General features: G+C 55.2%; 18 protein-coding genes. 12 read left to right on the top strand and 6 right to left on the bottom strand.

The window, feature by feature from the left end:
• Positions 1-364 precede the first annotated feature (364 nt).
• The 3 genes from GFN93_RS12395 to ppsR form a co-directional block, all read right to left on the bottom strand.
• A complete protein-coding gene (locus tag GFN93_RS12395; RefSeq protein WP_153501375.1) occupies positions 365-640 on the bottom strand; it encodes a helix-turn-helix domain-containing protein in 276 nt (91 codons plus the stop codon).
• A 3-nt stretch (positions 641-643) separates the two neighbouring features.
• Positions 644-1930 (bottom strand): type II toxin-antitoxin system HipA family toxin, encoded by a 1287-nt coding sequence (locus GFN93_RS12390; protein WP_153501374.1) that lies wholly within the window; start codon positions 1928-1930, stop codon positions 644-646.
• A gap of 245 nt (positions 1931-2175) precedes the next feature.
• A complete protein-coding gene (gene ppsR / locus GFN93_RS12385; protein WP_153501373.1) occupies positions 2176-2994 on the bottom strand; it encodes a posphoenolpyruvate synthetase regulatory kinase/phosphorylase PpsR in 819 nt (272 codons plus the stop codon).
• A gap of 561 nt (positions 2995-3555) precedes the next feature.
• Here ppsR and ppsA point away from each other — a divergent pair.
• Both ppsA and GFN93_RS12375 read left to right on the top strand, forming a co-directional pair.
• A complete protein-coding gene (gene ppsA / locus GFN93_RS12380; RefSeq protein WP_153501372.1) occupies positions 3556-5928 on the top strand; it encodes a phosphoenolpyruvate synthase in 2373 nt (790 codons plus the stop codon).
• 129 nt (positions 5929-6057) lie between these two features.
• Entirely contained in the window at positions 6058-6354 is a 297-nt protein-coding gene (locus tag GFN93_RS12375; RefSeq protein ID WP_153501371.1) for a Rieske (2Fe-2S) protein, read from the top strand.
• Between the two features lie 102 nt (positions 6355-6456).
• Here GFN93_RS12375 and GFN93_RS12370 read toward each other — a convergent pair whose 3' ends face one another.
• Positions 6457-7095: a transglycosylase SLT domain-containing protein gene (locus GFN93_RS12370; RefSeq protein WP_153501370.1), complete on the bottom strand. Its 639-nt coding sequence runs from the start codon at positions 7093-7095 to the stop codon at positions 6457-6459.
• Between the two features lie 239 nt (positions 7096-7334).
• On the opposite strand from GFN93_RS12370, the gene GFN93_RS12365 reads away from it, so the two are divergent.
• Both GFN93_RS12365 and gorA read left to right on the top strand, forming a co-directional pair.
• On the top strand, positions 7335-8939 hold the full coding sequence (locus GFN93_RS12365; RefSeq protein ID WP_153501369.1) for an FMN-binding glutamate synthase family protein: 1605 nt from the start codon (positions 7335-7337) through the stop codon (positions 8937-8939).
• Between the two features lie 46 nt (positions 8940-8985).
• The gene (gene gorA, locus GFN93_RS12360) at positions 8986-10353 is read left to right on the top strand and encodes a glutathione-disulfide reductase (protein ID WP_328594611.1); all 1368 of its coding nucleotides are present in this window, start codon (positions 8986-8988) and stop codon (positions 10351-10353) included.
• 158 nt (positions 10354-10511) lie between these two features.
• On the opposite strand, the gene GFN93_RS12355 is transcribed toward gorA, so the two are convergent.
• Positions 10512-11855 carry a cytochrome P450 gene (locus GFN93_RS12355; RefSeq protein ID WP_153501367.1) on the bottom strand — a complete coding sequence of 448 codons (1344 nt, stop codon included), beginning with the start codon at positions 11853-11855 and terminating at the stop codon, positions 10512-10514.
• Between the two features lie 400 nt (positions 11856-12255).
• Here GFN93_RS12355 and GFN93_RS12350 point away from each other — a divergent pair, with 400 nt between their 5' ends.
• From GFN93_RS12350 to GFN93_RS12330, 5 genes are all read left to right on the top strand, one after another.
• The gene (locus GFN93_RS12350; RefSeq protein WP_153501366.1) at positions 12256-13035 is read left to right on the top strand and encodes a ParA family protein; all 780 of its coding nucleotides are present in this window, start codon (positions 12256-12258) and stop codon (positions 13033-13035) included.
• 67 nt (positions 13036-13102) lie between these two features.
• A complete protein-coding gene (locus GFN93_RS12345; protein ID WP_235901825.1) occupies positions 13103-13426 on the top strand; it encodes a YkvA family protein in 324 nt (107 codons plus the stop codon).
• On the top strand, positions 13416-13988 hold the full coding sequence (locus GFN93_RS12340; RefSeq protein ID WP_153501364.1) for a DUF805 domain-containing protein: 573 nt from the start codon (positions 13416-13418) through the stop codon (positions 13986-13988). The genes GFN93_RS12345 and GFN93_RS12340 overlap by 11 nt, the downstream gene beginning before the upstream one ends.
• 150 nt (positions 13989-14138) lie before the next feature.
• On the top strand, positions 14139-14933 hold the full coding sequence (locus tag GFN93_RS12335) for a hypothetical protein (RefSeq protein WP_153501363.1): 795 nt from the start codon (positions 14139-14141) through the stop codon (positions 14931-14933).
• 96 nt (positions 14934-15029) lie between these two features.
• Positions 15030-15773: a hypothetical protein gene (locus GFN93_RS12330; RefSeq protein ID WP_153501362.1), complete on the top strand. Its 744-nt coding sequence runs from the start codon at positions 15030-15032 to the stop codon at positions 15771-15773.
• 71 nt (positions 15774-15844) lie between these two features.
• Here the strand turns inward: GFN93_RS12330 and GFN93_RS12325 are convergent, their stop codons facing one another.
• On the bottom strand, positions 15845-16969 hold the full coding sequence (locus GFN93_RS12325) for an alpha/beta fold hydrolase (RefSeq protein ID WP_153501361.1): 1125 nt from the start codon (positions 16967-16969) through the stop codon (positions 15845-15847).
• Between the two features lie 178 nt (positions 16970-17147).
• On the opposite strand from GFN93_RS12325, the gene GFN93_RS12320 reads away from it, so the two are divergent.
• The 3 genes from GFN93_RS12320 (at position 17148) to GFN93_RS12310 (ending at position 19388) form a co-directional block, all read left to right on the top strand.
• Positions 17148-17648, top strand: coding sequence for a PaaI family thioesterase (locus GFN93_RS12320; RefSeq protein ID WP_328594606.1), 501 nt, complete (start codon positions 17148-17150; stop codon positions 17646-17648).
• Positions 17645-18100 (top strand): PaaI family thioesterase, encoded by a 456-nt coding sequence (locus tag GFN93_RS12315; protein ID WP_153501360.1) that lies wholly within the window; start codon positions 17645-17647, stop codon positions 18098-18100. The genes GFN93_RS12320 and GFN93_RS12315 overlap by 4 nt, the downstream gene beginning before the upstream one ends.
• Positions 18101-18284: 184 nt before the next feature.
• Positions 18285-19388: a ferritin-like domain-containing protein gene (locus GFN93_RS12310; protein ID WP_153501359.1), complete on the top strand. Its 1104-nt coding sequence runs from the start codon at positions 18285-18287 to the stop codon at positions 19386-19388.
• The last annotated feature ends 14 nt before the right edge of the window (positions 19389-19402 follow it).

Genomic DNA, 19402 nt, shown 5'->3' with positions numbered 1-19402 from the left:
TAACCTAGCAAGCTTCTCGGGGCCAGGTCTCCCATTTCCCATTACCGGGGAGAGGGCTGGCCTGCCTCCCGGAAGTCCCCGAAAAAGTCCACCCAAAACCCTTAGGCTGCATGCAGCCTCCCACAGAAATTTCCATTCTCAGTAGTACAGACCACGATACGGGTCTCACATTTTTCCAATGGTGTTGATCTGCTGTGGGAGGTTGCTTGCAAACGAAGCTTGTCCCAACCTCGCCAAAAACTTCGCGTGCAAGCACGCTCCCACAAAAAATCACCCATTCTTCTCATCCTGAGCGTTGGTTCCACTACAAAAACCCAAGGGAAGTGTCTGGATCCGCCATTCCACGGAGATCTAAACGGCCGGATTATCGAAATACCCCCATACGCAACCCAAACGGCTTTAATAACTTCTCGGCTGTGGCAAGGGTTGGGTTGGCCTGCTGGTTTTCGATGCTATGGATCACCCGCACGGATACGCTGGTCAGTCTGCTCATTTCTTCCAGTGTGAGCAGCAGCTCTTTTCTGGTTCGGGTGATGACTTCGGCCAGAGGTAAACCGGGGTGTTCGGTAATGAATTGGTAGAGTGACTCTCTGCGAGCCATTTGCTCTTGGGGGGAGAGTTCTGTGTGGCGTTTGTCCATGATTTATAGCTCTTTGAGTGTATTCAGGACGCCTTGCGTCAGCCGCTCGGTGCGAGCGATCAGGTCGGTCGGCAGGCCTAGTCTGTGCATTTCTTCAACCAGTGTGGTGAGCGGTAGCTCCATTTTCTTGATGCTTTGTGCAAGGCTGGAAGCGGGGAGGCCGCTGGCCTGGGCTGCCTGAGCGATGACGCTGCCCCATTCTGGTTGGCCATTGTCATCCCGCTCCCAGCGGGTAGTGCGGGCTATTCCCTCTGGGTGAAGGTACATGGGCGCGAAGTCGTACAATGGCGTGAGGGCAATGCCGTTATCTGCGGTGCGGGTGATCGCCGTGTTTCTAGCGTGGTTGTCCTTGTTGCCGAGGATAATATTGGCGATGTCTCGCTTGAGATATTCAGCAATTTCCTTTTCTGGCTCGGTGCAGACGGCTGCCAGTGACTTGCAGACTTCGTTGTGCGTCATGCGTTGGCCAAAGCCGGCCTTCTGGCAGAGTGATGCAACACTTTCCTGGCCCAAGCGGATTACCTTGCCGTCGCTGCTGTGGCGATCAAAGCGAGGGATGAACAGGGCGCCATTGTGCGTTTCCAGCTGGCCATGAACGCGCAGGCCAAGATGTTCCGCCAGCGTCATGTAGCGGCTCTCACATTCCAGAATCAGTTTCAGGTCGCTTTGGTTGTGACGCTGGAATTTGACTAGCCAGTGTTTACGAGCGCGCTCATCGGGCAGGGTGTGGTCCAGATACAGCAAGCCATCATCCGCTTCCGTCAGCAGGACCTTGGGCCATTCCCCTTGAACACCGGAGGAGCCGGCGACGAAGAGGCCGTGCCCGGCCAGGTATTCAATAAAGTCTTCGTGGCGATTGGCCACATCTTGATAACGAAAGCCGGTTGCTGGCGTGTTGATGTTGTCGAGGTATTCAGCTGCTTCCTTGATTCTCAGGTTGCCGATGGGGTTGCCGGCTCCCGCTAGCAGTAGCGGCCAGTCTGCAGAAAAGGTGGCAGTTTCCGGCAAGCCCAGTTGGCGGTGCAATTCTTGCCTGCCGAACCCTTGGGGCAGCAGGTCCAACAAGAACGGCGGCCAGCTATCGTGCATGAGGAGGTCCATGCTTACCGGCCAGCGGACTGTGCAGGCGTGAGCGTCCTGACACCCCTGAAAACCAAGGACATGGTCGAGTGTATAACCCGAGTGGGTGGCAGCCTTCCAGCCCTGCTGTTCATCGCCGGTGAGTGTGACAGTGGCGGCGTCGTGCCATCGGTTGGTGATGAATAGCTGAATAGTGCAATAATTATTCATTCATGCACTTTATGGCAAAAATTGGAGGCTTTCCAGTTATTACTTTTGCCATATGAGTAAAAACTGAAGTGGGTGACTGGAGCCCTTGACCATTATGCGCCCGTCTTGTCCTGATGGATGCTTGGTGACCTTGCAGGTGGGCCCCTTATGAGCGTTGAGCATCAGGCTGCCTGGCTGCGGAGGTCGAATGTCGGGTTCAGTGGAGTCTGGCTGACAGAGTCTACCGCTACCCCGGGATGAACCTTTTACTGCAACCGCCGCTTCAGCCCCTTCATTGCCAGCACCCGCGTACTGATCTCTTCGATCGACAGCTCAGTCGCGTCCAGGTAAGGAATGTTGTGCTTGTTATACATGGCCTCCAGCGCCCGCAGCTCCATATCGCACTGGCGTAACGAAGCGTACTTGCTGTTGGCCTTGCGCTCACTTCGGATGGCGCTGAGACGTTCAGCATTGATAGTGAGCCCGAACAGCTTGCTTTTGTGTTCCTGAAGAGGCTTGGGCAAGCGCAGGTCGTCGAAGTCATCTTCGGTCAGTGGGTAGTTCGCGGTAAACAGGCCGAACTGGAGAGCCAGATAAAGGCTGGTGGGGGTCTTGCCGGACCGGGAGACACCAATCAGGATGATGTCTGCCTGATCATAGTGTCGAGTGCGGGCGCCGTCATCGTTGTCCAGCGCGAAGTGCACCGCGTTGATGCGGATCCGGTAGGAGTCTGCATCACGAATAGCGTGGCTCTGGTTAACCTTGTGGCTGGAGCGAACCCCGAGCTCTGCTTCCAGAGGGTTCAGGAAGGCACCGAAAAGATCGAGCACCAGACCTTTGCAGCTGTGAAGGATTTCCCGGTGGTCACTGTTGACCAGCGTGGAGAAGACAATGGGCTTGGCGCCATCTGCCTCTCCTGCCTTGTTGATTCTCTCTACCGCCTCCCGGGTTTGTTCATCTGACTGGACGAAGGGCAGGGTGACTTGCAGAAACTGGATATCACCAAACTGGCTCAGCATGCTGTGCCCCAATGTCTCTGCAGTGATGCCGGTACCGTCGGAAAGATAGAAGGCTGTTCGGGTCATGGTCTGTTCGCCGTTGTTGTCATGATTGACGACTGTTTCGGATGCAGCAGGCGTCTTTCGAATCCATCAAGCGCGTTCGTTGCCTACGGATGACAGGCCGTGGATCGGGCGACAATTCTCCGTCATTGGCCTGATTTGGCTGCACTTTGGATGCTAAGTCGTTGTTTTGTGGAAGCAGTCTAGTGTTTCGTGACGCGGTGCGCCACCGTCGGAGGTCGCATATCGGGCAATTTTGCCGTTGTCCCTGCCTTTATACGTCATTACACTCCGCGCGCCGGCCCGTTAGCGCAATTTGCCCAGTAAATTCAAAGGGGTACTTCCCTTAAGCAGGCGGTCTATCGCCCTTTGCCGGTCCGAAAACTAAAGTGATGCTCATTTTCACGTGAAGGGCAGGCAAAGCGTGACGGTTTTGAGTAGAATGTCGGCTCGATTTGATCCGGCAACGCCGGGGAGCGCCGTGTAGCAAGCTCATACTGTGGGTTTTCACCCCGAGCAGTGCAGATTCGGTGGCTTCCGTGCCATCAGGATTTACCCGGTATACATGTATTTAAGGAGACGACCTTGGCGGAATATGTAGTCTGGTTTCAGGATCTGGGGAAAGACGACGTAGAACACGTTGGCGGCAAGAATGCCTCCCTGGGTGAAATGATCAGCAATCTGTCGGCAGCGGGTGTCTCCGTTCCCGGCGGCTTCGCGACCACTGCTGAAGCCTTCCGTGAGTTCCTCGAGCACAACAACCTGACCCAGAAGATCAACGAAGCGCTCAGCGCGCTGGATGTTGAGGACGTGAATGCCCTGGCCAAGACCGGTCAGGAAATTCGCCAGTGGGTCATTGATGCTCCGTTCCAGCCGGCGCTCGACGCCGCTATTCGTGAAGCTTACGAGCAGATCGGTGAGGGCAATGCGGAACTGCCGGTGGCCGTTCGTTCTTCTGCTACCGCGGAAGATCTGCCGGATGCTTCTTTTGCCGGTCAGCAGGAAACCTTCCTGAATATCCGTGGTATCGACAGTGTCATGGTGGCGGTGAAGGAAGTCTTTGCTTCCCTGTTTAATGACCGCGCTATCAGCTACCGCGTTCACCAGGGCTTTGATCACAAACTGGTGGCCCTGTCCGCTGGCATTCAGCGCATGGTGCGTTCCGAAACCGGTGCCGCTGGCGTCATGTTCTCCATGGATACCGAATCCGGCTTCAAGGATGTGGTCTTTATCACTGCGTCCTTCGGTTTGGGGGAGATGGTGGTGCAGGGCGCGGTTAACCCTGACGAATTCTATGTTCACAAGAATACCTTGCTGAACAACAAGCCTGCTGTACTGCGCCGCAATCTGGGCAGCAAGATGCAGAAAATGATCTACGGCGCTGAAGCTTCTGCGGGTAAATCAGTACAGATTGTCGATGTGGATCGCGAAGAACGCATGGGCTTCTGTCTGACTGATGAGCAGGTAGAAAACCTGGCTCACCAGGCCATCGAGATCGAGAAGCACTACGGTATGCCTATGGATATCGAATGGGCGCTGGATGGTGATGATGGCAAGCTTTACATTGTTCAGGCACGTCCTGAAACCGTGAAAAGCCGCTCTGACGCCAACGTGATGGAGCGTTACCTGCTCAAGCAGACCGGCAAGGTTCTGGTAGAAGGCCGTTCCATCGGCCAGCGCATTGGTGCCGGTGTGGTACGTGTCGTACACAGCATCAAGGAAATGGACAAAGTGCAGCCCGGTGACGTGCTGGTGACTGACATGACCGACCCTGATTGGGAACCGGTAATGAAGCGCGCAGCCGCCATCGTGACCAACCGTGGTGGTCGTACCTGTCACGCGGCCATTATTGCTCGTGAGCTGGGTGTTCCGGCCATCGTGGGCTGTGGTGATGCCACCGATATCCTCAAGGACGGCATGGAAGTGACGGCGTCCTGTGCGGAGGGCGACACTGGCAAGATCTATGAAGGTCAGCTGGACTTTGATATCCAGCGTAACTCCATCGAATCCATGCCCAAGCTGCCGTTCAAGATCATGATGAATGTGGGTAACCCGGATCGAGCCTTTGATTTCGCCGGCCTGCCTAACCAGGGCGTGGGCCTGGCGCGCCTTGAATTCATCATCAACCGCATGATCGGTGTTCACCCGAAGGCACTGTTGAATTACGACACCATGCCCAACGACATCAAGCAGAATATCGACAAGCGAGTTGCAGGCTACGGCGACCCGGTTGATTTCTATGTCGAGAAGCTGGTTGAGGGCGTTTCCACTCTGGCTGCGGCTTTCTACCCTGAGAAGGTCATTGTTCGTTTGTCTGACTTCAAGTCCAACGAATATGCCAACCTGATCGGCGGCAAGCTGTACGAGCCTGAAGAAGAAAACCCGATGTTGGGCTTCCGTGGCGCCAGCCGTTACATCAGCGAGAATTTCCGCGATTGTTTCGAGCTTGAGTGTCGTGCAATGAAGAAAGTCCGTGACGTCATGGGCTTCACCAACGTGGAACTGATGGTGCCCTTCGTGCGTACTGTTGGCGAGGCAGAGCAGGTAATCGATCTGCTGGGCAAGAACGGTCTCAAGCGTGGCGAGAATGACCTGCGCGTGATCATGATGTGCGAACTGCCCACCAATGCCTTGCTGGCGGATGACTTCCTGCAGAACTTCGATGGTTTCTCCATCGGCTCCAACGATCTGACCCAGCTGACTCTGGGCCTGGATCGTGACTCCGGCATCGTTAGCCATCTGTTCGATGAGCGTGATCCGGCGGTCAAGAAGCTGCTGAAAATGGCGATTGATGCCTGTAACGCCCAGGGCAAGTACATCGGTATCTGTGGTCAGGGCCCGTCCGACCACCCGGATCTGGCCAAGTGGCTCATGGAGCAGGGGATTTCCTCTGTGTCCCTGAACCCTGACTCGGTGCTGGATACCTGGTTCTACCTGGCGGAAACGCACGGCGAGTAAGCCTCTGCTTGACCCGCCTCGTGCTTGATAGCACAGTAAAAAGCCCGCTTCTGCGGGCTTTTTACGTTGTGGGTATTCACAGTTCCGGGTGGGATGGAGACGCGACTCTCCTGCTCAAGGGGGTGACTTATGTTTCATCGTCTGATTCGTACTCTGGACCTCTACGATGGTCTTCGGTTGCCTGTACAGGTGGGAAGGGAAGAGTTGCTGCTCATTCATGAGGACGGGCAGACCTGGCTGGTGCAGCGGCGCTGCCCTCATGCGGACTTCCCAATGGACCGCTGTACGGTGACGGGTAACCAGCTGCGATGCCCGGGCCACGGCATGGAATTTTCCCTGCGCACCGGTCAATGTCTGACCGCCAACTACCGCATTAAACAGTACCGGATTGACTTCGACGGCCCCTGGATGGGCGTGGAGGCATGAAATCAGTTGCTAGCGACGTGTTTCGAATTGCGAAGGTCAAATGACAGGCCAGGGCGGGGGCTTATGATTTTTGTCCCCCGCTTCTCGTAACTCTTGACTCGCTTATCTCGCGGCGACGACTTCTTCTTCACCCATGCCGGAGGCGAAGTGACCAGCATAGCGTTGCTTGAGCTGTTTCACCTTGCGCACATAGGCCTGGGTTTCCTTGAAGGGCGGGATGCCACCGTAACGACGAACGTTCCCTTCGCCGGCATTGTAGGCTGCCAGGATATCGTCGAGGCGACTGAATTTGCCTTTCAGATAAGCGATAAACTGGGTGCCGCCAAGAATGTTCTGGCGTGCATCAAAGGGGTTGCTGACGTTGAGGTAGGTGGCCGTCTCTGGCATGAGCTGCATCAGGCCCTGTGCGCCTACCCGTGAAACCGCTTTGGGGTCGAAAAGGGATTCGGCGTGAATCACTGCCTTGATCAGGGCCGGCTCCACATCATAGCGGGTAGCAGCCAGGGAAATCATGCTGTCGTAGCGGTCCCGTTCTTTGGCGGTCAAGGCGCGAGCGGTGTAGGTCCAGCCTTTTCGCACCGAAAGCAGCGTGTGATCGCTTCCGACCCGTTCCTGAGGCTGGTCGGTAAACAGGATAGTGCCGTCCGCCGCGCGATACTTGTAGATATCGCTTGCGCAGACTGAACCTGTGAAGCCTACGGTGCCGCTGACCAACAGTGCCAGCAGGGCGCGCTTGAGCATGTGTGTACCCGATTATTGGTGGCCGGTTTGGCTGGCCTTTTATTCTGCTTTATCGTCCTCTACAGATAAGGACGATTTCCCCCAATCCTAATCTGTATGTCATTGCTGGCCGAGGCTTGCCCGATAAAATGGCATGATGGACGGGCCAGCGTTCATACAGACGGCCTACCATCATACAACTTGCATAGCTCACGCCCAAGACCCGCGGTCTTTTTGGCGAATCACGACAAGGAGAGTGTATGTTTCCGGAGAAACTCCAGCCCTTGCTGGGTGGAATGCTTGCCTGGCTGGCGCTGGCTTTTCTGGTGCTGGTGTTGCTATTGGTGCTGGTCGGGTTGGCCCTGTGGGTTCAGGACCGGTTTTTTCAGAAGCAACATGCTATCCGGCGTAATTTCCCGCTGGTTGGCCGGTTCCGGTATTTCTTCGAGCACATGGGGGAGTTTTTCCGGCAGTATTTCTTCGCCATGGACAGGGAAGAACTTCCTTTTAACCGTGCCCAGCGTGGCTGGGTTTACCGTGCGGCGAAGAATCTCAGCAATACCTCGGCGTTCGGATCGACCAAGCAGATCGGAGCAGGGCGGGTCATCTTCATGAACTGCCCTTATCCCACCCTGGAGAAAAATGCCGCCAAAACCTTGCCCATCATGGTGGGCCCTCACTGTGAACAGCCCTATGTGGCAAAGAGTATTTTCAACATTTCGGGGATGAGCTTTGGTGCGTTATCCCGACCGGCAGTGCAGGCCTTGTCACGGGGGGCGGCCATCGCCAACTGCTGGATGAATACCGGCGAAGGTGGGTTGTCTCAGTATCATCTCGATGGTGGCTGCGACATTGTTTTCCAGATCGGTACTGCCCGTTACGGTGTGCGTGACGCTGAAGGCAACCTGGATGATGACAAGCTTCGCGCGGTAGCGGCTCATCAGCAGGTAAAGATGTTTGAAATCAAGCTGAGTCAGGGTGCCAAACCTGGCAAGGGCGGTATCTTGCCCGCAGGCAAGGTGACTGAAGAAATTGCCGCTATCAGGGGTATTCCCGCCGGCAAGGCATCCATCAGTCCCAACGGGCAGCCTGATGTGCATGATGCCGACTCCTTGCTTGATTTGATCGAACGGGTGCGTGAGGTCACAGGGAAACCAACGGGGATCAAGCTGGTGTTGGGGGCCTGGGGCTGGCTGGAGGATCTGTTTCTGGCGGTGCATGAGCGTGGTCTGGAGTCCGCGCCGGACTTCATCACTATCGATAGTGGTGACGGTGGTACCGGTGCTGCTCCCATGTCCCTCATGGACGATGTGGGCCTGTATCTGGCGGAATCCTTGCCGATGCTGGTGGACTTGCGGGATGGTTACGGTCTCGCCGACCGTATCAGGATTATTGCCTCCGGCAAGCTGATCAACCCAAGCATGGTGGCCTGGGCCATTGCCGTTGGGGCTGATTTCTGTGTGTCGGCTCGGGGATACATGTTTGCGCTGGGCTGCATTCAGGCTCTGCAGTGCAACCGGAATACCTGTCCAACCGGGGTAACCACCCACAACCCGCGTTTGCAGAGGGGCCTGGTGCCTGAGGACAAGGCCCAGCGGGTAGCCCACTTTCATGACAATCTGGTCAAGGAAGTGGAAACCATTGCCCATTCCTGTGGCGTTACGGAGCCCCGACAGTTGAAGCGTTACCATGCGCGCATGTTGAGTAGTAATGGTGAGTCGATCCCGCTGGACTATCTGTGGCCGGGTGTAGAAGCGGGTTACCATCTCCAACATGGCAGGCCCAGTGCGCAGCCGGTAACAGTTCGCTGGCAGGCTGGCATGCGTAACATTGCGGTTTCGCCTGCATCGAAAGGCAGCGAGTAAGTCGACATTTTGATTGACCTTCAATACGTGGTTTAGGGAGCAGCGTGTGACAAGCGAATTTGATCTGGTGGTGATTGGTGCGGGTTCTGGCGGCGTACGAGCGGCTCGCATGGCCGCAAGCCATGGTGCCAAAGTTGCCATCGTTGAAGAGCGTTTTTTTGGCGGCACCTGCGTCAATGTGGGCTGTGTTCCGAAGAAACTGTTCTCCTATGGCGCGCATTTTCCTGACGAATTTGCACTTGCCGAAGACTATGGCTACTCCGTTTCCGGCTGGGAATTCGACTGGCACACACTCAGAAACAACAAGACCCGTGAAATCGAGAGGCTCAACGGGATTTACCGACGCATTCTCGAACAGGCCGGTGTGACCATTTTAGAAGGGCATGGTCGTGTAGAAGCGCCGGGAAAGGTGTCCGTGGGTGACAAAATTATCAGCGCAAGCAACATTCTGGTGGCGGTGGGCGGCAAGCCGTTTGTGCCGGAATTTCCGGGGAATGAGCTGGTCAGGATTTCTGACGACCTATTCTATCTAGAGCAGCTACCGAAGCGTGTCGCTGTGGTGGGTGGAGGCTATATCGCAACGGAGTTTGTCGGCATTCTGCAGGGGCTGGGGTGCCAGGTAACCCAAATCTATCGTGGAGAGTTGTTTCTGCGTGGGTTTGATGAAGACATTCGTTCATTTGTCGCTGAGCAAATGGCCGAGCATGGCAGCACGCTACGCTTCAATACCGATGTGGTTCGCATTGAGGAAGGCGCAGGCGTCAAGCAGCTCATTACCGATAGCGGAGAGCAGCTGGAATTCGATGAGGTCTTTTACGCTACCGGGCGGGTTCCACTGCTGGATAACCTGTTCGCTGAAGGGGCCACGCCTGAGCTTAACGCGGGGGGCGCAATTGTTGTCGATGAGCGTTACGAGACCAGCATTAAAGGGGTCTTCGCGCTTGGGGATGTGATTGATCGCCTTCAATTGACCCCGGTGGCACTGGCTGAAGGCATGTGGCTGGCCGCCTACCTGTTTGGCAAGGACAAGCCGTGCTCGCCACTGAACTACCGCAATGTTGCTACTGCCGTTTTCAGCCACCCGAATATCGGCACTGTGGGCATGACCCAGGAAGAGGCCTTGGCGACAACCGGGTCCATCCGGGTTTACAAGAGCAGCTTTCGGCCCATGCGCTATACACTGGGCGACCGTCAGGTGAGGACTTTGATCAAGCTGATTGTGGATGATGAATCTGACCGCGTGCTTGGCCTGCACATGGCGGGCGAAGATGCCGCGGAGGTCACCCAGGGGTTCGCTGTGGCGATCAAGATGGGCGCGACCAAGGCAGATTTTGATGCCACGGTAGGCATTCACCCCACGGCGGCAGAAGAACTGGTCACGATGCGTCAGGGAGAGTTGGTCACCGCTGGATAAAGCCGCAAGGGAAGCAGGAGCTTGCTGGCGAGCGATCTTGCAGGGCCCTGGAATAGTGACGAGTTACGAGAAGCGAGTTTCGAAATACAAACCCTGGCAGCCTGTCAGGTTTTTGCCTTTGATCTTCGGGACTCGAAACTCGTAACTCGAGACTGGCTTTACAGCCTTTCCAGCTTCACTGGCAAACCATCCGCTGGCACGGGCAGGCTGGTCAAATCCACCGGCATTTCATAGTCACCCGGTACGCTCCAGCGATAGTTGAGGAGTACCTGGTGGAGTATGGCTTTAACCTGCATTTCGGCAAAATGCAGCCCGATACACTTGTGGGCGCCGCCCCCGAAGGGGACCCAGGCATAGGGGTGGACTTTGTCTTCCCGGCGTTCCTCACTGAATCGGTCGGGATCAAACTTGTTCGGCTCAGGCCAGTACTCCTCCATGAAGTGGGTAAAGTAGGGGCTGATGGTGATGAAGCTGCCTTTGGGAATCAGATAGCCATTAAACTCCACATCCCTCACGGTTCTTCTCGGCATTGAAGGGACGGGAGCACACAGCCGTAGCGCTTCTTTCATGGCCATGCCGATGCCTTCAAGCGAGGCCAGATCATCATACTCAATACAGGTTTTGTTCAGCGCGAGGCTTTCCTCACGTAAACGTTCCTGCCACTGAGGGTGCTTGGCGAGATAATAGAACAGGGTAGACAGTGTGATGGTGGAGGTGTCATGTGCCGCCATCATCAGGAAGATCATGTGGTTGACCACATCATCATCCGAGAACTGGTGACCGTCCTCTGTGGATGCATGGCATAGCACACTGAACAGATCGGAATCCTTGCTCGTTCGCTTGGCGGGCAGTTCCTTGCGGAAAAAGTCTTCCAGTACCTTTCGGCCCTTCAGCCCCTTGGCCCAGCGACCACCCGGTACATTGGCTCGCACGAGAGCGGTTCCTGCCCGAACGGTATCAATGAAGGCCTTGTTGATGGCATTGGCCTCAGGTCCCAGTTCATAACCCATGAACACATCGGTAGCCAGGTCCAGAGTCAGTTGCTTGACGGCACTCAATACGTGGAAATCAGGGATGTCCTGCCAATTCTGAAGTCCCGCCTCAATATGAGGCCCCATGCGCTGCAGATAGCCTTTCAGCACGTCACGGTTGAACGCCTGCTGCATGATCTTGCGATGCCATTTGTGCTCATCGAAATCCAGCAGCATGATGCCACGATGGAAAAATTTGCCGATGAAGTAGTCCCAGCCATCATGGTTTGAAAACAGGTCGCCCCGATTCAGCATGACAAACTGGTTCGCGTCAGGGCCGATCATCTGTACCAGTCGCAGGCCGAATGCACTGGTCCAGGAAATCGGGCCGTAGCGATCGTAACGCTTGCGTGTCATGCCGATAGGGTCCTTCATCAGTGCCAGGGTGTTGCCAATCAACGGCAGGCCACGGTTACCAGGAATGGCTTTGAGATGGCTGTTGGCGGGGACACTGCTGAATGGTTGAGACATTGTTATTCTCCAGTCGACACATTGTTTACTTTTAGCGCCCCTGGCAGAGCTTGAGCAATAGGGATGAGATAGATTTTGTGCTGCTGTTTACCCATTACACTGAATCGGCCTGAGATGATCACTGGTGGTGTATTGCCGATGGGTAGCAGGATTTGTGGAACGTTTTTTGTACAGTTTTCTGAAGAATCAGTCTCGTCTGGCCCAGGGGAAGTACTCAAGAGGTTATCAAAGGGGTTATCCACAGCTTTTGTGAGTAACTCAGGCCACGGTGACCACTGTGAGTCGGCAGGGGAGCTGTGTATGATTCAGCATCAATTGGCTGCCGCCAGGCAGCGTCGTGCCCAGGGTCTGTAGTGGCCGGCCCTGAGCCATCATCCGAGCTGTTTAAGGAGAACAAGGAATGCGTCGTGTGGTGTTTAACCAGAAAGGGGGCGTGGGTAAATCCAGTATCACCGTAAATCTGGCAGCCATGAGTGCAGCAGAAGGTAACCGTACTCTGGTGGTCGATCTGGATCCGCAATGTAACGCCAGCCAGTACCTGTTGGGAATGGATGCTTACAGTCATGGCGAAGGGCCCAAGCCCAATATCGGCACCTTTTTTGCCCAGACGCTGTCTTTTCGGCTAAAGGAGAAAGAGCCGAGGGAGTATGTGCATGCCACACCGTTCGAGAATCTCTACGTACTGCCTTCGGATGGTGAGTTGGGTGAGATCGAGCACATGCTCGAATCAAAGCACAAGATCTACAAGCTTCGCGGCCTGCTCAAGACCCTGTCGCGGGACTTCGACACCATTTTTGTTGATACGCCACCGGCCTATAACTTTTATACCCTTTCTGCACTGATTGCCGCGGACCGGGTATTGATTCCGTTTGACTGCGATGCGTTTTCCCGCAAGGCACTGTACACCCTGCTGGAGAACATCCAGGAAGCCCGGGAAGACCATAATGACGAGCTCAAGGTTGAGGGAATTATCGTTAACCAGTTCCAGCCACGAGCGCGTCTGCCTCAGGAGCTGGTGGCTTCACTTCAGGAAGAAGGATTGCCGATTCTGGAGAGCAAGCTGTCTTCCAGCGTGGTGATGCGCGAATCTCACGAACGTGCTACGCCGCTGGTCAACCTGCAGCCGCGTCACAAGCTGACCGACGAATATCGGGCCCTGTTCCAGGAGCTGTCACATTAATCCGTTTCGGCGTCAGTCGCTGGCCCGGGCAGGGCGGATTCTGCAATCGGTTTCTGCAAGCCGCTGGTTGGCAACACTGGCTGGTCAGCGCAGCGAGAAACTGGCGAATCGGTTAGGGGAGGGCGCTGGGCAGCTGAAGTTGCTAGCCCTGATGTTGTACGACTGGGCTGCGGGCAGGTATCCGAACCTGCCGCGCACCACCTTGCTGTCCATTACCGGCGCACTGGTCTATTTCATGATGCCGCTGGATGCGATTCCTGATCCCATTCTGGCCCTGGGATTGCTGGATGACCTCGGTGTGTTGGCGAAAGTGTGGCAACAGTGCCAAGCCGACATTGTGAAATATCAGGATTGGAAACAGGACAAGGAAGGGGAAACCAGTGAACAGTGATCTCTACGATGCGCCCTTGAAGCCGGGTTATAAGGGCAAGGGAACCATCGTCTATGAGCCGCTTTCCGCATTAAGCCTGACCCAGCGACTTGGGCGTTTGCGATTTGCCTGCTATCAGCTGACGGCTTCAGTGATAGCGGGTTTGTTGCTCGTCATGATTATGCTCTTTTCGCAAAAGCTGATCCCGGCGCTGGCGGGGCAGCTGGTGAGCCTTGTAGTCATATTTCTGCTTGCCATTTATCTGATCGGATTGATGGTTCGTCGGCTGCACGACATGGGGTTGAGTGGCTGGTGGGCGGTGTTCAGCCTGGTGCCTGTGGGCAACCTGCTATTGATGCTGTACCTGCTGTTAGGTGACGGCAGTAGTACCGTTAACCGGTTTGGTACACCCAATCCGCCGCCCGGAACCCTTGTTATCCTTGCTGGCGGCCTGTATTGGGCCCTGAATGTACTGAGTTTGCTTGTTTCGATCGGGTTGCTGGTGATGGCCTGGCAGTTCCCGGAAAAGCTGGTCGAGATTATGAAAATAATTCCTTATCAGGAGCCCTTAGCTCGTTGGTGAAAGTCTGGCAAGGGATCGCTGTGCCATATTCCTCTTTTTAACGATTTTTGTGATAGTGTTTGCTTATTGCTCCGACAGACGGGTTTTCTGCGGACCACTAACAATAAAGTAAAACCTTAAGAACAATTCTACGCAAAAAGGGAGAAGCTGATGGCAATGCGTTTGCTGGGGTGTCTGGTGTCACTCGCCATCTTGCCATTGAACGGCATGGCTGCCATTACCAATGCCGATCTGGAAGAGTTTGAACTGGGACTGTGGCGTGTCCGTTCCGATTTTCACATGCTCACTATCATGACCGGCGGACAAACCTACGCCGCAGATCTTGAAAGCTCCATAGACAAGGCGCGTCGTACCTTGAAGCGTATTGAAAGTGATGCGGAGGGCAGTGAAGAGCGCAAGTTGGCAGTAGAGCTCAACAGCGAGTGGAAAAACTTTGAAAAGGCGGCCAGCTCAAACACCATGGCCGAGCAGGGCTATACTGACACCTACACCATTCAGGATGTGAACGAGATACCCGCGTTGATGCTGGAAAAGATGGATGGCTTCAAGAGTGGTATCCCGGGTAATTATGATGATGTGCACGAACTGGCTGCTTTTTTGCAGCGCATGACTTCGGAGTACCTTAACCTGGCGGCTGATCCAAGTGGCGGCATGGCGGCGGGCACGGATGAAGGGCGCCTTGAGTTCAAGGACGCCGTGCCCCGCTTTGAATCCATGTTGGCCAGTGCCAAGAAAAAACACAGTGGTGATGAAGCCATGAGCCGTGCTCTGGCCCAGGTGGGTCTGAAGTGGACCTTTATCCGCGAGTCTATGGTCAAGTTCTATGAAAATGCGGTCCCGTTTCTGGTATACCGTTATACTAAGCAAATGGTAGATACGCTGGATCAGGCCGTGAATCTGGCCTCCACGGAAGTAGAGAAACCTACGTTTGGCCCGGTTGAATAACACTGGAAGCAAAACGTATTAGAATAGATGCCCCGCTACGGCGGGGTTTTTTGTTAGTCATGAAAGCAGGGGTGTCGGGTGAGAAAGACGTTATGGATGACGATAACCGGGGGGCTGCTGGCGTTGGTTTCCAGCGGTCATGCTGCCATCAAGGCCACGGATCTGGCTGTCGTTGAGGCGAATGCCTGGCGAGCCAGAATGGGCTTCCATCTGCTGGCTATCAGGGGTGACAACCCGGAGGACAGAGAAGCGCTGAGGGTACTCCTCGCCGAGGGTGAGAAAGATACGGCGGCCCTCAAGGCTGAGGCGGAGCCCGCCAGTGAGAAGGACGCGGCAGCCATTGGTGATGCCTGGCAGGCGCTGTCCGCAAGGGCGGTGGATAATCCTCTGGCCTCACTGGGTTACGCTGACTACGCGGCCATGAGCGAAATGAATACCACCACGCTTGCGGTGGTGGAGCTGGCCGATAGCGCACAGGCGGACGATTCTGCCTATCTTGATATTGTGGACCTATCTGTTGCCATGCAAAGAGTGGCCAGCGAATACGTGGCTCTCGCGGCCTTTCCGTCTGCCGGTTTGCCGACCGGAACGGGCCTTGAACCTATGGACTTTGCCATGGAGGCCAAGCAGATTGATGACAGCCTGGTAAACCTGCAGAAGAAGTATCAGAACGATGCGGTTGCCAGCGGTGTTCTCGCTTTCGTCTCTCAGCGTTGGACTTTCGTGCGCAGTTCCGTACCCAAAATGAACGATACCGAGAGCAGCAAGGTGCCGTATCTGTTCTACCGCTATGCCACGCAGGTGGCTGAGCGAGTCGATGAACTGGTAGCTGGACAGTAAACGCAGCGGCACTGCGTTTTGCATTGAGCAAAGAGGAAAGCCCTGGCGGGTTTTCCTCTTGAAACTGGTTTTCAATCCGAGCGGCTCGAAAGCCAGTCTGCACTGATTCTCCACGCATGGCTGGGCGCCTTGGAACCGGAAAATACGCCGGCATGGCCTCCTGGCACCTCTTCAAAGCGCTTATTGTCGCTACCCACCAGCCTCATGATGTCTCGTGCTGCGCGAAGGCTGACAATATTGTCGGTGGTCCCGGCAAAGGCCAATAAATCCTGCTTGATAGAGGAAAAGTCCACTTCGCGCCCGCCCACCCGGATGCGACCACGGGCAAGACTGTTGGCGAGAATCATCTTCTCAATGACTTCCCGGACGACGGCGCCCGGGTAATCCACCATGTCATTGAACCACTGCCCCATGGTCATGTAGCCGGTGACATACTCCCGATCGGCCAGGTTGCGAATCAGGTCCATGTAGGCTTGAACCACACCAGGAGGGTTGGTCATCTTGAAGCCAAGTGTCAGCATGCTGGCGGGAATGTGGAAGAGCTTGTCGTCCAGCGGCTTCAGCCTCACTTTGAACCAGTCGTGCACCTGCATGGCGGGGATGGCTGCGAGACCTGCTACCTTGCCGAAAGGGCCGCTCTTGTGGAAATTGACCGGGCTGGCGATCGTGATCAGGCTGCGTACGGGCGCATCCGGGTGTCCCCCCAGATACATCAAACAGAGCAACCCGCCCATGCAATAGCCCATCAGGTTGACCTGCGAGGAGCCTGCGTGTTCTTTCACTGTCTCCACCGCTGCCGGTAGCCAGCGGTTGACATAGGTGTCCAGGCCAAGGCTTCGCTCTGCTTGTGATGGCTTGCCCCAATCCACCAGATAAATGTCGTAGCCACGGGCCATCAAGTAGAGCGCCATGGAGCGATTGGGCATCAGGTCGTAGGTCCAGCAGTGAATCCCAAGCGCGGGCACCAGCAGTAGGGGGGTACGGTGTTTGGTCCGTTCTACCGGCAGGGTTTCATCGTTCAGCGGGATGGTGTCGCCAGGTGGCAGGCTGTAATGACGCACCGCCATGATGCCGTCACGGTAAATCTCGTCCCAGGGAGCCTTGTCGACCTGAATAAAGCGCTGAGGATAGCGGCGACGCTCCACAATATGACCCACTGCACGTAGACCTGTCTGCAGTTTTGACGAAGTTGCCAACGTGAATCTCCCTGATGAAGTTTCAGCCAGAGTAGGCTACGGCCTGCGGTATTCCACAGTAAAAAAAGTAACAGAGAACCGGCCATTGTTACCCTGTATCGGTATAATTACCAACCCGGGTGAAAGATGTTTATCCGCAGGTGCGGATGGAGATGGTGATAACACCCCGGAATGTATCGTGTTTTTCGTGAAGGAGGCATTGGCCGCCGTGACAGACAGTAGCCCCACGTTTACCCGCCTGGATATCTGCAATCGTTTTCTGGAGTCCGTTCGCCACTCGAAGGTGTTGGGGATGGAGGTACTGAGCGCAGAGGAAATGTGCGTCCGAGCCCGCTTGCCGTGGCGTGAAGACCTGGTGGGTAACCCGGATAGCGGCGTGATGCATGGTGGTGCCATCTTTGCCATGATGGATCAGGCCGGTGGCATGGCCGTCACTTGCCGTACGTTTCCTGCCTTTGAAATTACCCCAACCATCGACTTCCGTGTTGATCACCTGCGAGGCCCTGCCAAGGGGGTTGCGGTGGTCTGTGAAGCCAGTTGTTACCGTCTCACCAATCATGTGGCGTTTGTCCGCCTGACAAGTTGGGAAGAGGGCAATGATGAAGAACCCATTGCCACCGGATTGGCAACCTATACCCGAATGAAAATTGATAATGCCGGCAAGGTGGTAGGGCAATGAATCAACTGAAATCTTTGATCGAGGATTGCCGAAACGGTAAAGCGGAATATCAGGCCCTCATTGATCACGTACCCTATGCGCGTTTTCTCGGCATCCAGGTGGTATCCCAGGGGGATGAGCTGACTTTTGTCCTGCCGAAACACGACAATGTGGTAGGCAACCCGACGTTACCGGCCCTGCATGGAGGTGCGGTCGCAGGATTTATGGAGCAAGCTGCGATTATCTTCATCCTGCTGCAGATGGGCGAGCCGAGAGTGCCCAAAACGATCGATTTCACAATCGATTACCTGCGGGCAGGGCATTTTCGTGACACCTATGCAGAATGCAGTGTCACGCGGCTAGGGCGCCGAATCGCCAACGTGCACATCAGCGCGTGGCAAAAGAATCGGCAAGAACCAATTACCATCGCCAGGGCGCATTTCCTGTTGTCCGATGATTCCTCTGACGACTGAATCCATGTGACAAGCGGGTGCCATTGTGTTTTTTTCATCGTGCCTGGCACCCGCTTGCAGCATTAGGCTATAAAATTGTGATTTTGCGCCAGTCATGAGCGCAAATGTCATCCAAACCCATTCCCTCGAACCTCTGTCAGCGTTAGCGTGGAGAGATACCACAACAATGCGAAGAGGTGTCTGAATGAAAATAACCAGAGTCAACACCCCGCCTACCCATATCAGCATTTATGAAAACTGGGATGGACCAGGCAGCGATGATATTGAAGACAAGCTTTCACCGCAGCACGTCGAGGATGTGGTGGAGATCTTTCAGACGCCGTTGACCGGCCACTACAACTGGGATTATGCCTCTGCGGATGGACGGATTCGCAAGCTCTACCGGTTGGGGAAAGAGCTCAACTGGAACGCAGACTTTGACCTGGACTGGAGCCAGGATTTCCCGCGTAGTGAAATCCCCATGGATGAGTCGTTCAATCCTTTCAATGGCTGGGCACCTTTCGAAGCACTCAGTGATGATGAAAAGTTGCGTTTTGGCTGGCACAACCTGGCGTGGATGCTAGCCCAGTTCATGCACGGTGAGCAGGGTGCCTTGCTGGTAGCCTCTCAGCTGGCCAGCTGCGCCCCCACTTATGATGCAAAGCTCTATGCGGCCAGCCAGACCTTTGATGAAGCCCGGCATGTGGAGGCGTTCACGCGCTACCTTCAGGAAAAAATCGGCATTCTTTATCCGGTGAACCCCAACCTCAAATCCTTGCTGGACAAGATCCTCTCCGATCCTCGCTGGGACCTGAAGTTTATCGGTATGCAGATCATTATCGAGGGGCTGGCACTGGCCGCATTCAACACTCTGAAACTGACGGCCAAGGATCCATTACTTAAACAGCTGGTACATCTGGTGATTCGGGACGAAGCCCGCCATGTCACCTTTGGCGTGAACTATCTGGAAGACTTCGTCAAATCCCTGTCACAGGAAGAACTGGAAGAGCGTGCCCATTTTGCCTATGAAGCCTGTGTGGTGATGCGTGAGCGGCTGGTCAGTACCGAGGTGTTCGAGCATTTCGGCTGGGATGTGGAGGAGGCCCGCGAGCAGGTGTTGTCCTCTGCCATCATGGGGCAATTTCGTAACCTGCTCTTTACGCGCATCATGCCGAATCTGAAACGTATTGGCTTGCTCACTGAGTCCGTTCGTCCACGCTTTGAAGCACTGGGTTTGTTGCAGTTCGAAAATCTGGTGGATGATGGTGAGGTGGATTGGGCCGAGTTGTCTCGTCCCCTTTACGAATAACCCCGTTCCTGATT

Source organism: Alcanivorax sediminis (assembly GCF_009601165.1).
Lineage (GTDB): Bacteria > Pseudomonadota > Gammaproteobacteria > Pseudomonadales > Alcanivoracaceae > Alcanivorax > Alcanivorax sediminis.
Note: the sequence above shows the minus strand (reverse complement) of the source record. Positions and strands in the feature narration are given on the sequence as shown.